The organism is Pseudomonas sp. 2995-1, from assembly GCF_002742505.1.
GTDB classification, from domain to species: domain Bacteria; phylum Pseudomonadota; class Gammaproteobacteria; order Pseudomonadales; family Pseudomonadaceae; genus Aquipseudomonas; species Aquipseudomonas sivasensis.
Window position 1 is genome coordinate 82,914 of record NZ_LJSA01000353.1, and the last position, 12,877, is coordinate 95,790.

At 60.4% G+C, this 12,877-nt stretch carries 14 protein-coding genes and 1 pseudogene; 4 read left to right on the plus strand and 11 right to left on the minus strand.

Going from position 1 to position 12,877, the window contains the following annotated elements; translation table 11 throughout:
* Positions 1-20 precede the first annotated feature (20 nt).
* The 11 genes from AOA61_RS14385 to ubiE all read right to left on the minus strand — a co-directional run bounded on the left by AOA61_RS14385 (position 21) and on the right by ubiE (position 10,156).
* Positions 21-1,928: a methyl-accepting chemotaxis protein gene (locus tag AOA61_RS14385; RefSeq protein WP_163033285.1), complete on the minus strand. Its 1,908-nt coding sequence runs from the start codon at positions 1,926-1,928 to the stop codon at positions 21-23.
* A 144-nt stretch (positions 1,929-2,072) separates the two neighbouring features.
* On the minus strand, positions 2,073-3,989 hold the full coding sequence (locus tag AOA61_RS14390; RefSeq protein WP_032890206.1) for a methyl-accepting chemotaxis protein: 1,917 nt from the start codon (positions 3,987-3,989) through the stop codon (positions 2,073-2,075).
* Between the two features lie 185 nt (positions 3,990-4,174).
* Entirely contained in the window at positions 4,175-4,882 is a 708-nt protein-coding gene (locus tag AOA61_RS14395) for a 16S rRNA (uracil(1498)-N(3))-methyltransferase (protein WP_099602006.1), read from the minus strand.
* Positions 4,879-5,670, minus strand: coding sequence for a twin-arginine translocase subunit TatC (gene tatC / locus AOA61_RS14400; protein WP_032890209.1), 792 nt, complete (start codon positions 5,668-5,670; stop codon positions 4,879-4,881). Before tatC ends, AOA61_RS14395 begins: the two co-directional genes overlap by 4 nt.
* A complete protein-coding gene (tatB, locus tag AOA61_RS14405) occupies positions 5,667-6,077 on the minus strand; it encodes a Sec-independent protein translocase protein TatB (protein ID WP_095186135.1) in 411 nt (136 codons plus the stop codon). Before tatB ends, tatC begins: the two co-directional genes overlap by 4 nt.
* 10 nt (positions 6,078-6,087) lie before the next feature.
* Positions 6,088-6,366 carry a twin-arginine translocase TatA/TatE family subunit gene (locus AOA61_RS14410; protein ID WP_032890214.1) on the minus strand — a complete coding sequence of 93 codons (279 nt, stop codon included), beginning with the start codon at positions 6,364-6,366 and terminating at the stop codon, positions 6,088-6,090.
* Between the two features lie 26 nt (positions 6,367-6,392).
* Positions 6,393-6,725: a phosphoribosyl-ATP diphosphatase gene (locus AOA61_RS14415; protein ID WP_099602007.1), complete on the minus strand. Its 333-nt coding sequence runs from the start codon at positions 6,723-6,725 to the stop codon at positions 6,393-6,395.
* Positions 6,726-6,727: 2 nt separating this feature from the next.
* A complete protein-coding gene (gene hisI, locus AOA61_RS14420) occupies positions 6,728-7,120 on the minus strand; it encodes a phosphoribosyl-AMP cyclohydrolase (protein ID WP_032890216.1) in 393 nt (130 codons plus the stop codon).
* A 41-nt stretch (positions 7,121-7,161) separates the two neighbouring features.
* Complete coding sequence (ubiB, locus tag AOA61_RS14425) at positions 7,162-8,766, minus strand: ubiquinone biosynthesis regulatory protein kinase UbiB (protein WP_032890218.1); 1,605 nt, start codon at positions 8,764-8,766, stop codon at positions 7,162-7,164.
* Positions 8,763-9,386, minus strand: coding sequence for an SCP2 domain-containing protein (locus AOA61_RS14430; RefSeq protein ID WP_099602008.1), 624 nt, complete (start codon positions 9,384-9,386; stop codon positions 8,763-8,765). Before AOA61_RS14430 ends, ubiB begins: the two co-directional genes overlap by 4 nt.
* Complete coding sequence (ubiE, locus tag AOA61_RS14435) at positions 9,386-10,156, minus strand: bifunctional demethylmenaquinone methyltransferase/2-methoxy-6-polyprenyl-1,4-benzoquinol methylase UbiE (RefSeq protein WP_003171186.1); 771 nt, start codon at positions 10,154-10,156, stop codon at positions 9,386-9,388. Before ubiE ends, AOA61_RS14430 begins: the two co-directional genes overlap by 1 nt.
* 144 nt (positions 10,157-10,300) lie before the next feature.
* Here ubiE and AOA61_RS14440 point away from each other — a divergent pair, with 144 nt between their 5' ends.
* The 4 genes and pseudogenes from AOA61_RS14440 to AOA61_RS32485 all read left to right on the plus strand — a co-directional run.
* Positions 10,301-10,576: a polyhydroxyalkanoic acid system family protein gene (locus AOA61_RS14440; protein ID WP_032890222.1), complete on the plus strand. Its 276-nt coding sequence runs from the start codon at positions 10,301-10,303 to the stop codon at positions 10,574-10,576.
* A 104-nt stretch (positions 10,577-10,680) separates the two neighbouring features.
* Positions 10,681-11,103 carry a phasin family protein gene (locus AOA61_RS14445; RefSeq protein WP_032890224.1) on the plus strand — a complete coding sequence of 141 codons (423 nt, stop codon included), beginning with the start codon at positions 10,681-10,683 and terminating at the stop codon, positions 11,101-11,103.
* Between the two features lie 12 nt (positions 11,104-11,115).
* Positions 11,116-12,063: a phasin family protein gene (locus AOA61_RS14450; RefSeq protein WP_099602009.1), complete on the plus strand. Its 948-nt coding sequence runs from the start codon at positions 11,116-11,118 to the stop codon at positions 12,061-12,063.
* A gap of 478 nt (positions 12,064-12,541) precedes the next feature.
* A pseudogene (locus AOA61_RS32485) lies at positions 12,542-12,872 on the plus strand (helix-turn-helix transcriptional regulator); the annotation flags it as partial.
* Positions 12,873-12,877: the final 5 nt, after the last annotated feature.

Genomic DNA, 12,877 nt, shown 5'->3' on the forward strand with positions numbered 1-12,877 from the left:
GGCCACTGAAACCGGGAGGTTCATATCTTGAACCTCCCTACGCATTGCTGCAGATCCGTTCCCAGTCGCGCCAACTCGATACTCGCCGCCGCCGTCTGTTCGCTGGCGGCAGCGGTTTGCTCCGAGGCATCGCGGACCTTCAAGACGCTGCGATTGATCTCTTCGGCCACCGCGCTTTGCTCCTCGGCCGCTGCGGCAATCTGCGGGTTCATTTCCTGGATGATGGCCACGGTGCGGGCGATCTCCGTCAGGGCGTCCCCGGCGTTGCGAGTCAGGCCGACGCTGTTGTCGGTCAGCGTGCGGCTGTAGTCCATGATGTCGGCCGCCTGTTGGGTGCCCCTGTGCAGGCCACCAATCAATTCTTCGATTTCTTCGGCGGACTGCTGGGTCCGCCGGGCGAGGCTGCGCACTTCATCGGCGACCACGGCGAAGCCCTGGCCTGCCTCACCGGCCCGTGCGGCTTCAATCGCTGCATTGAGCGCCAGCAGGTTGGTCTGCTGCGACACGGACTTGATCACGTCCAGCACGCTGCCGATTTTCTGGCTTTCCCGTTGCAGCCCCAACATGGCTTCGCTTGAGCGAGCCATCTCATGGGCCAGGTGTTCAATTTGTGCCACGGCATCCGTGACCACCTGATCGCCCAGTTCAGCCTGCTGATTGGCCTGGCCGGCGGCAATCGATGCTTGCTCGGCGTGGCGCGCCACTTCCTGGGCGGTGGCCAGCATCTGGTTCATGGCCGTCGCCACCTGCTCGGTTTCATCGCGCTGATTATTCACCCCGGCGCGGGTTTGCTCAGTGACGGCAGAGAGCTCTTCGGCGGCGCTGGCGATTTGCCGTGCGTTGTCGCTGATGTTGCCAACCAACCCCCGTAGGTTCAGCGTCATTTGGCTCATGCTGCGTTGCAACTGGCCCAGCTCATCGCGGCGCTGTGACTGCACTTCGTTGCTCAGATCACCCTCGGCAATGCGGTTGGCCACCATGAGCGCCTTGCGCAGCGGGTGCACGATTTGTCCGGCAATCACCCAGGCGGCCAAGGCGCCGAAGAGCACCGCGGCAGCCGCAATACCCAAGGTCTGGATGCGGGCTTGGTCGGCTTCTCTGTCGCGTCGTTGGGTCTGATCCTGGCTCAAGAGGTCACTCTGCGCGAGCAACTGATCCAACTGCTGCTCCAACTGGTTATGGCTACTTTCGGTCGTGAGTTGGGTGTCTTTAAGGCGGGTCAGCTGGGTGCGGATACTGAGCACGGCGTTTTTCATCGCGTCACTGTCGACCGCCAGTTTGGCCACTTCAGCCTGGGCGAGTTCGAGGCTGCGTTCTGCGTCAACCACGGCTTGTCCATACGCATCCAGCGAACTTGAAGCCCAAGCCGGGCTCTTGGCACGGTCCTCGGCCTGTTCCATGGCCTGGCGCAGGTTTTCGACGGCATCCAGGGCTTTTTCATCTTCCTGATCAGGCAAGTCGCTAGCCAGTTGTGCCAGAACATCGCCGGCCCGCGTGGTGCTCTGTGTCAGCTGTTCCCGGGCACTTTCGCGTTTTTCCACCAGCGCGGGCACGCCCTTGAGTGTGGATTTGAACGTGGCAGACATCCGCGTCATCTCCTGCAGATATTGAATGGCTTTCGGCACCTTAAGTCGGTTGGACAGCTCCGCCAGGGCCTTGTCGACTTTCTCCATACTCGCGCTCAATCGACTGAGGCTTTCGGCGTCGTCCAGGGTGCGATAGAGGATTCTGTCGGTGCGCAGCTCTTCGCCGGCCACCGCCAGTTGTGCCAGTACGCTCAGCGTTTGTGATCGGTAAAGGGACGCCGCTAATGCTTGCCAGCCGGTCACGGCAATGACAAGGCTCAGGGCCAGTACCAGGGCAAAGCCCAGGGCCAATTTGAGGGTGACACTGGCGTTACCCAGCAGGTGAGTCATTCGACGAAGCATGATTAACCTCCGACAAGTGCGTGAGCACACTGAACTGACCTGAACGCTAGTGTCTTTGAAGATCGGGAGGGGCTGATAAACGTGTAGGAAGTTTCATAGATTGCAGGCGGCGACCCAGGACAGGTCGCCGCGCGGGGAGGTAGGTCAGACTCGGAAGCGACCCACCAGTGCTTGCAGATGCGTGCCCAGGCGCGCCAGTTCGGTGCTCGACGCGGCGGTTTCTTCACTGGCCGCAGCCGTCTGCTCCGAGACATCGCGCACGTTCAGCACGCTGCGGTTGATCTCTTCCGCCACAGCGCTTTGCTGTTCGGCGGCGGTGGCGATCTGGGAGTTCATCGTCTGGATAGTCGAGACTGTGCGGGTGATGTTCTCCAATGCGCTGCCGGCACGGCGGGTCAGCTCGACGCTGCTGTCGGTGAGGCTGCGACTGTTGTCCATGATGGTCGCCACCTGTTGGGTGCCGCTCTGCAGGCCGGCAATCAGCTCTTCGATCTCTTCGGTGGACTTCTGCGTGCGCTGGGCCAGGCTGCGCACTTCATCGGCCACCACCGCGAAGCCACGTCCGGCTTCACCGGCGCGCGCGGCTTCGATTGCGGCGTTGAGGGCCAGCAGGTTGGTTTGCTGGGCCACGGATTTGATCACGTCGAGCACGCTGCCGATCTTGTCGCTTTCCCGTTTAAGGTCGCCCATGGCGACTGTGGAATTGCCGACCTCAGTGGCCAGGCGCTCGATTTGGGCGATAGCTTCACCGACCACCTTGTCGCCTTCGCGGGCCTGCTGGTCAGCCGCTGCGGCGGCCTCGGAGGCTTCTTCGGCATTGCGCGCGACTTCCTGCACGGTCGCGGCCATCTCGTTCATGGCGGTGGCTACTTGGTCGGTCTCGACCTTCTGGCTGTTGACCCCGGCGCTGGTCTGTTCGGTGACAGCCGACAGTTGCTCAGCAGCGCTGGCGATCTGGGTCACGCCCTCGCTGATGCCGCCGATCAACTCGCGCAAGCCCACGGTCATGCTCTGCATAGCCCTCTGCAACTGCCCCAGCTCGTCCTGGCGCAAAGACGTCAGGTTGTGGCTCAGGTCACCCGAGGCGACGCGCTCGGCGACCTTGAGTGTTTGGTCCAGCGGGATAATGATTTGGCGGGTGATCGCCCAGGCCGCCACCAGGCCAAAGATCAACGCCAGCACAGTTGCCAGCAGCAACAGAGACTTGGCTTGCGCGGCATCGGTGTCGCGCACCACGGTTTGGGAGAGGGTCAGTTTGTCGCTGTGGCCAAGCAACAGATCGCCTTGATCGCTCATGGTTTTAAGGGCCGCAGCGCTGGCCACCTGCGAGTCGCGGTACTGGCTGACAGCGGCGCGGTAGGCTTGCAGCGAGACGCTGGCCTGTTGCAGGTTGGTCGAATATTGCTCAGGCAGTTGGCCGTTGAGGCTGGTGATTTTCTTCAGGGCATTGTCGATGGCATCCAGTGCGGGTTGCTCGGCTTCGACCTTGCCGCTGTAGGTATAGCCGCGCACTTGGAAGCGCGCCTGCTGTATCAGTTTGCTCGCTTCCACCACAGTGTTGAACTGGGTGACGCTGTCGCCTTGCAGCAGGGCCTTCTCGATCTCATTGATCTTGAGCACCGCGTTGTCAGCGGTATCTCCCAGCTTGCTGCGGGCGTTTTCACGGTTGGCGCTGGCTTGCACCATGTCGCCGAATGCGCGCTTGTACTGGTCCACGGCGGCCAACTGTTCATCGACCAGGGCCGCGTCGGCGGGTTGTTCAATTAGGTTGCGGGCTTTATTCAGGCCGCTATTGAGCTTGTCCAGCAATTCGCTGACCGCGCCTGGGCCTTGTTCGCCATGGCGCAATTCATAGTCCCGGCGAGCCAGGCGCAGGTCCTTGGTCAATCCATTGAGGCTGGAGATAAAGCCCAGCTTGTCACCGCGACTGATCACATCGCCCAGGCCGGTCCAGCCGGTGAAGGTGATCATCAGTGTGAGTAGTAACACCAGGCCGAAACCTACGCCCAACTTGGTTTTGACGCTGACATTCCCCAGCTTTTCGGCTAACCAACGATACATGCTGCGAACTCCCCTGGAACAAGGCTTGGACTTATTCAGGAGTTATCGGCCTGCGCCCGGGATTCTGTAGCGACGCAGCTCTAATGGCGGGGGGGTGCGCCCGATAGGGGGATCGGTCGATATATTTATCAGCTGACAAACCGTCATCGGGGGCGAGCCCCTCTCACAAGGGGACAGCGCCGTTGTTAGAAGAGGCGGGCGAGCAGGGCGGTGACGGCGGTTTCAACCCGTAGGATCCGTGCGCCGAGTTGTACCGGCTGCAAGCCAGCCTTGGCCAATAGGTCCACTTCGTAGGGGATCCAGCCGCCTTCCGGGCCGATGGCCAGGGTAACCGGCTCATCCAGCCCACGGGGGCAAGCTGGGTAATCGCCTGGATGGCCGATCAGGCCAAGGGTGCCTTCGGTCATGGCCGGCAGGCGGTCTTCGACGAATGGCTTGAAGCGCTTTTCGATGATGATCTCGGGCAGCACCGTGTCCCGCGCCTGTTCCAGGCCAAGGATCAGTTGCTCGCGTATCGCCTCGGGCTCCAGGAACGGGGTCTGCCAGAAGCTCTTTTCCACTCGGTAACTATTGACCAGCACCACCTTCGGCACGCCCATGGCAGCAACGGTTTGCAGCACCCGGCGCAGCATTTTCGGGCGGGGAAGGGCCAGTAGCAGGGTCAGGGGCAGCTTGGCTGGAGGCGGTTGGTCGAAGCTCACTTGCAGCTCGGCTTCGCTGGCTTCCAGACGCAACAATTGCGCGACGCCCATCAACCCGCCGATGCGCCCCACGCGCAGGCTGTCGCCTACGGCGGCGCGGTGGACCTCCTGCATATGCACCAGGCGTCGATCGCGCAGGATCACCCGGTCGGCCGCAATAAAGTCGGCCTCTTCAAGCAGCAGCAGGTTCACGGCTGGGTCGCTGGCGGCTGTTCGTCGTCGACGGGTTGGTCATCCGGGTGATCGCCACGCTTGCTGATCAAACCGCTGAACAGGATGCCGATCTCGAACAGCATCCACATCGGCACGGCCAGCAGGGTCTGGGAGAAGATGTCCGGCGGCGTCAGGATCATGCCGACCACGAAGCAACCGATGATCACGTACGGGCGGATCTTCTTCAGGTAGGCCACGTTGACCACGCCGATCCACACCAGCAGCACCACGGCCACCGGGATTTCGAAGGCCACGCCAAAGGCGAAGAACAGCGTCATCACGAAGTCGAGGTAGCTGGTGATGTCGGTCATCATCTCCACGCCCGCCGGAGTGGCAGCGGCGAAGAACTTGAAGATCAACGGGAATACCAGGAAGTACGCGAACGCCATGCCGGTGTAGAACAGCAGGATGCTCGATACCAGCAACGGCACCGCGATGCGCTTCTCGTGCTTGTACAGGCCCGGCGCGATAAAGCCCCAGATCTGATGCAGGATCACCGGGATCGCCAGGAACAGCGAAACCATCATCGTCAGTTTCAACGGCGTGAGGAACGGCGATGAAACATCCGTGGCGATCATCGTCGCGCCGGCCGGCAGGTACTGGCGCAGCGGCGTGGAAACGAAGGTATAGATCTGCTGGGTAAAGGCGAACAGCCCGGCAAAGATGATGAATATGGCCGCTACGCAACGCAGCAGGCGCGTACGCAGCTCGGTGAGGTGCGAGACCAGCGGCATGTGCTGGTCGTTTTCCGGTTTATCAGCGCTCATGGGGCTCGCGGCGGCAATGTAGGGTCATGGGGCGCGGGCGACGCAACGGGCGTCGGCGCAGGCTCGGTTGGCGCGGTAGGCGTCGGGGCGGCGGGCGTAGGCTCAACCGCTGGCGCAATGCTGTGCTCGGCCACAGGCTCCACCGGCTTGGCGGGCTCCTGGACAGGGGACAAAATCTTCCGTGCTTCCTGCTCCAACGACAGAATGTGCTCGTTGTGCAGTTGGCGGCGGATCTCGTCGGCGCCGATTTCCCGTTCAACTTCCTGTTTGATCGCGTTGAAACTGCGTTTCAGGCGCCCGATCCACAGGCCGGCCGTGCGCGCGGCACCGGGCAGGCGTTCCGGCCCCAGTACCAACAGGGCCACGAGGCCGACGAGCAGCAGTTCAGAGAAGCTGATACCAAACATTATTCAGTGCTCACGAGTCTTTGCGGGTCGGCTCTTCGACTTTCTCAGCCTGCACGTCGAAGGTGCGACGCTCGGTGATCGGCTGGGCGGCCTGCGGGTGCACAGGCTGGACCGGCGGTACGGGATTGGCGGCGGGGTCGGCAGGCTTTTCGTCGTCGTTCATGGCTTTACGAAAGCCCTTGATCGACTCGCCCACGTCGGTGCCCAGGTTCTTGAGTTTCTTGGTGCCGAACACCAGTACCACGACCACCAGAATGACGATCCAGTGTTTCCAGTCAAAAATGCCCATGCTGCAAATCCTCTAGTCTTAGTTATTCAAGCGGACGGGCGCGAGGCCTTTTCGGCATGCCCGGACAAGCCGAAGCGACGGTCCAGTTCGTCCAGCACTGCCTGTGGATGCTGCCCCAGTTGGGCGAGCATGACCATGCTATGGAACCACAAGTCGGCGGTCTCATAGATGACATCGCTGCAGTCGCCGCTGATTTGCGCATCCTTGGCGGCGATGATGGTCTCGACGGATTCTTCGCCGAGCTTTTCCAGAATTTTGTTCAGGCCCTTGTGGTACAGGCTGGCGACGTAGGAGCTGTCGGCGTCCGCACCTTTGCGGTCTTCCAGCACCTGGGCCACGCGGTTCAGGGTATCGCTCATGGTCAGTGTCCTGCGGAATAAATGGCGTGCGGGTCTTTGAGCACCGGTTCGACGGTTTTCCACTCGCCGTTCTCGAACACGCGATAGAAGCAACTGTGACGGCCGGTGTGGCAGGCGATATCGCCGATCTGCTCGACCTTGAGGATCACCACGTCGGCGTCGCAGTCGATGCGCATCTCGTGCAGGGTCTGCACGTGCCCGGACTCTTCGCCCTTGCGCCACAGTTTGCCACGGGAACGTGACCAGTAAATGGCACGCTGCTCAGTGGCGGTGAGGCTCAGGGCCTCGCGGTTCATCCAGGCCATCATCAGCACGCGCCCGGTCTTGTAGTCCTGGGCAATGGCCGGCACCAGGCCGTCACTGTCCCACTTGATCTCGTCCAGCCAGTCTTTCATGTTCGGCTCCGGCAATTTGCGACAGTGTATAACCGGATTGGCTATCGACGCACGATCAGATAAACACCCACGGCGACCATGATCCCCGCAGGCCAGTGGCCCAGTTGATTCAACGGCCCACCAATGGCCAGCATCACACCGCCCACCAGGTGCGCGGCGCCGAGCAGGCGCAGGAACCAGTCATCCTTGCGCTTGCGCCACGGCGGTTCCGGGTCCTTGGCGTGGGGCTGGGACATGCGCTCAAGCAAGTCGCGAGTCATGTTGGCCAGGTGCGGCAGTTGTTCCATTTGGCTGTGCAGGTTACCCAACACGGTTTTCGGGCTCATGCGCTCGCGCATCCAGCGTTCGAGGAACGGCTGGGCGGTGTTCCACAGGTCGAGGTCCGGGTACAACTGACGGCCCAGGCCTTCGATGTTGAGCAAGGTTTTTTGCAGCAGTACCAACTGCGGCTGCACTTCCATATTGAAGCGCCGCGCGGTCTGGAACAGGCGCATCAGCACCTGACCAAAGGAGATGTCTTTTAACGGTTTCTCAAAGATCGGTTCGCACACGGTGCGGATCGCTGCTTCGAATTCGTTGAGTTTGGTTTCCGCCGGCACCCAGCCTGAGTCGATGTGCAACTGCGCCACGCGGCGGTAGTCACGCTTGAAGAAGGCGAACAGGTTGCGCGCCAGGTAGTCCTGGTCTTCCGGGGTAAGGCTGCCGACGATGCCGCAGTCGATCGCGATGTACTGCGGGCTCCACGGGTTGACGGTGCTGACGAAGATGTTGCCCGGGTGCATGTCGGCGTGGAAGAAGCTATCGCGGAACACTTGGGTGAAGAAGATCTCCACACCGCGTTCGGCGAGCATCTTCATATCGGTGCGCTGGTCGGCCAGGGTGGCGAGGTCGGTGACCTGCACGCCGTAGATGCGCTCCATCACCAGCACTTTCGGGCGGCACCAGTCCCAATACACTTGCGGCACGTACAGCAGCTGCGAGCCCTCGAAGTTGCGCTTGAGTTGGCTGGCGTTGGCGGCTTCGCGCAGCAGGTCGAGTTCGTCGTAGATGGTTTTTTCGTAGTCGGCGACCACGTCCACCGGGTGCAGCAGGCGCGCGTCGGCAGAGAAACGTTCGGCAGCGCGGGCGAGGATGAACAACCACGCGAGGTCCTGACCGATGATCGGCTTCAGGCCTGGGCGAATGACCTTCACGACCACTTCTTCGCCAGTCTTGAGCTGCGCCGCGTGGACTTGTGCCACGGAGGCCGAGGCCAGCGGCTCGACGTCGAAGCGGGTGAAGACCTCGCTGATCTTCTTGCCCAACTGTTCTTCGATCAGTTTCATCGACTGCTGTGAATCGAACGGCGGTACGCGGTCCTGCAACAGCATCAATTCGTCGGCGATGTCTTCGGGCAGCAGATCGCGGCGCGTCGAGAGGATCTGCCCGAACTTGATGAAGATCGGCCCCAAATCCTGAAGCGCCAGACGCAGACGCGCACCGCGGTTCAGCTCCAGTTGCTTGCGCGGAAACCAGCGCCACGGCAGCACGTAGCGCACCGCCAGCAGAAACCACGGCAAGGGTAGGGCGAACAGCAAGTCATCGAGGCGGTAGCGGATTACGACGCGCTGGATACGAAACAAACGGCGGACGGCGAGCAGCTTCATGCGTTATCGCTTGGATCAAGGGAACGGCTCAGGCGCTCGAAGCGCGCCTCAAGGCGTTCCAGGTCGATTTTGGCCTTGTCGAGTTCGCGAAAGCGCGCTTGCGCTTCCTGCTGCCCGACCAGGGTGCGCGATTCTTCGCTCAGGTATTCGGCGAGGTTCTGGTTGAGGCTGGCAAACCCTTGCTGGTACCAGCGCGTGCGGCTGCGCAGGTGCCCGCTTATCAACTGGGTGGTCACGGGGCCGATCCAGCGGGACAGCTCGTATTCCCAGTCCAGCTCCAGGTCTTGCAGCACGGCGGCCAAGTCCATCAGCACCGCGCTGTCGCCTTCCAGCGCCACTTCAGGGCTGTGCAGGATGGCGGTCTTGTTGCGGCTCAGGGCCAGGTGCAACAGGCTCGACGCCGGCGCGCGCAGAGTGCAGTCGGCTTCGGCGGCCCATTGGCTGGCCAGCAGCAGGCCTTCGTCGCTGGGCAGGATAAAAAGCTGCAAGGCGGGGCTGGTGCAGTCGACGGCAATGACCTTGCCCTCTAAATGCGCGAGCCGCGCCAAGGCGGTACTGTCCAGGCGCAGCACACGGTTGAGGCCGTGTTCGACGCTGGCGAGCAGGCCTGCGAACAGCATCAGGGCTTGATGCCGCGGTGCAGGGCGACGATACCCGAGGTCATGTTGTGGTAGGTCACACGGTCGAAACCGGCTTCTACCATCATCGACTTCAGGGTTTCCTGGTCAGGGTGCATGCGGATCGATTCGGCCAGGTAGCGGTAGCTTTCGGCGTCATTGGTGATCAGCTTGCCCATCAATGGCATGAAGGCGAAGGAGTAGGTGTCGTAGACCTTGGACATCAGCGCATTGGTCGGCTTGGAAAACTCCAGCACCAACAGGCGGCCGCCCGGTTTGAGGACGCGCAGCATCGAGCGGATCGCGTCTTCCTTGTGGGTCACGTTGCGCAGGCCGAAGGCGATGGTCACGCAGTCGAAATGGTTGTCGGGGAACGGCAGCTTTTCAGCGTCGGCCTGGACGAATTCGATATTGCCGGCCACACCCTTGTCGAGCAGGCGGTCACGGCCAACCTTGAGCATCGAACCGTTGATGTCTGCCAGCACGACCTGACCGGTCGGCCCGACGAGCTTGGAGAACTTGGCGGCCAGGTCGCCGGTGCCACCGGCGATGTCCAGCACACGGTTGCCGGTGCGCACACCCGACAACTCGATAGTGAAGCGCTTCCACAGGCGGTGCATACCGCCGGAGAGCACGTCGTTCATCAGGTCGTACTTGGCGGCGACGGAGTGGAACACCTCAGCGACTTTTTCCGCTTTTTGGCTTTCCGGAACGTTCTTGAAGCCGAAGTGAGTGGTGGGTTCGGCATCGCTGCCTTTGCGCTGATCAGTCATATCGCTGTCACCAAAAGAGAATGCGGGACATGATAATCCCCAAGGCTTGCTTTGTCTTGGCAAGGCTGCAGGTAAGATAGGTGGTCACCGAGGCCTTTTGCCGCAGCGAAGGTATTCAAATCCCTATAAAGAGGAGTCATTGCAATGGCCCGTATAACCGTTGAGCGTGCACATTCCCTGGGTAAAGAAGGCGCACGGGCAAAGGCCGAGAAGTTGGCGCACAAACTCAAGGAGCAATATGGGCTTGAGCCGTCGTGGTCCGGCGATACCTTGAACCTCAAGCGCTCCGGGGTTAAAGGAACAGTATTAGTGGCGGATGATTCGCTGCGTATTGATGTGGAGTTGGGGCTGTTGATGTCGGCCATGAGTAGCACGATCAAGTCTGAAATCGAGAAAGCCTTGGATAAGGCATTGGCCTGATCGATTGTTCTTAGGGTGCCGATTCTAATTTTTCCTCCTACTTTGTGCCCAAGCCCTCAACTCCTGCGGGCCGTTCCTCCACCCTATTCTGCGTGAGGTGCACCATGGCCAAAGTTATCTTGAAGAAAAAAATCGACGTACAGACCGGCGCCCTGACTGACGTTAAAACCTACGCCCGCAAGATCTGGCTTGCAGGACTCGGTGCTTATGCCAAGGTCGGCAGCGAGGGCAGCGAGTACTTCAAAGAGCTCGTAAAGAGCGGTCAACATGTTGAAAGTAAAGGTAAAAAAGTTGCAGTTGAACAACTTGATGCCGCCAACAGTCAGATTGACCAAGTAAAGAGCAATGTCTCCGCTGTCAAAGGTCTGGTAGAAGTTCAGCTGGATAAAGTTGAAAAAGCTTTTGACACTCGTGTTGCAAGTGCCTTGAATCGAATCGGCATTGCGTCTAAACATGACGTGGAGACACTCTCTGCTAAGCTCGAAGAGCTGACGGCATTGCTCGAACGTGTCGCGCGTAAACACTAAGGAGACATCGGGATGGCTGTTAAAAAGACTACTCAGAAAGAAGGCAGCTCGTGGGTCGGGAAAGTTGAAGAATATTCCCGCAAAATCTGGCTCGCTGGTTTAGGTGTGTACTCGAAGATCGACATTGACGGCAACAAACTCTTCGAGACCCTGGTTAAAGACGGCGAGAAGGCCGAGAAGTTGACCAAGAGCACCGTTGGCAAACAAGTTAATGCCGCTAAGGCGACTGCCGGTTCGCGCATCAGTGATGCGAAGAAGCAGGTGCTGGGTACCTGGAGTGAACTTGAAGGGGCGCTGGATACACGTCTTAACAAGGCGATTTCGCGACTGGGCGTGCCGAGCCGTACTGAAGTCAAGGCACTGCACACCAAGGTCGATACCCTGACCCGGCAGATCGAGAAACTCACCGGCGCCAAAGTAACTCCGGTGAAAACCGCAGCCGCGAAACCGGCTGCCAAGCCAGCGGCTAAAACCGCTGCGGCCAAACCGGCCGCGAAAAGCGCTGCCAAGCCGCTGGTGAAAGCCGCCGCCAAACCCGCTGCCAAGGCGCCGGCAAAAGCTACCGCAAAAACGGCTGCCAAACCTGCCGCCAAAACCGCCGCCGCCAAACCAGCCGCTAAACCAGTGGCCGCCAAAGCCGCTGCCAAGCCAGCAGCGAAAGCAGCCGCCAAACCGGCCGCCAAGGCCGCTGCCAAACCTGCGACCAAGCCAGCGGCTAAAACCGCTGCGGCCAAACCCGCAGCCAAGCCTGTTGCGGCAAAACCAGCGGCCAAACCTGCTGCGGCGAAGAAGCCCGCCGCGGCCAAAAAACCAGCAGCGACCAAGCCAGCCGTTGCGGCCAAACCTGCTACCGCGACGACCCCTACCGCTTCATCAGCCAACTCGGTTGCTGCACCGACGCCCGCTGCCGTGAGCCCGACTGCAACGCCGGTTACCCCGACGCCATCCAGTCAGTCCTGATTTTTCCGGGACACATAAAAATGCCCGGCCTGAGAAGGTCGGGTTTTTTTTGCGTGTTTGGCGTTACGACACCAACGCTAGGCCTGCGCCGATCAGTTGTAAGTGATCGAAGCGGTAATGGCTGAGGCCAGAGTGCTTTGGGTAATGGCTGCGCCGTTTTTGTGGTCCGCAGCGCCGAGCGGCAGGACTGCTCGGTTGCCGTAAACCGTCACTGTGCGGGCATCATCGGCCACAATGGGGATGATGTTCTGGACAGCGTCACACCGCGCGCAGTGCCTGTATTGGCGAGCAGGCAGTCGTTGCCGGGCGCTGGCGTGCCGGAAACCGAAAGGTCACATTGGATGCGTTGGTGCAGGTGACTTTAGTCGACGTATACGACTAGGAAGCCTACGCGGGTTTTGCTAGGCCTGCTTCTATGCTCACTACTTACACCGTCAGGCTTTTAGATGACCATGAAAAGGTTCGGCAGGCAATTGAGCTGGGCAAAACCCAAAACCTGACCGAGCTGGTGACGGCCATTCGAACGGTCGCTCAAGGCCGGATTTACTTGAAACCCTGTAGGTGTCCTAAATATGAAATCGAGAGTGGAGCTTTCAACTCTGTTGCAAATGAACGCTTGTCCAACACCCAAGGAGCAGGAAGTGTTGCGGTGTTTTCTCGATGGTATGACGGTAAATTCAATTGCTGCGAAGTTTTCGCGTAGTGCAAGTACCATCAGCACGCAGAAGCAATCGGCGTATCGCAAGTTGGGCATTAGCAGTGACAGCGAACTCTTCAAGTTCAGTTACCAGTTCGGCGAGCCGGGATGACGGCC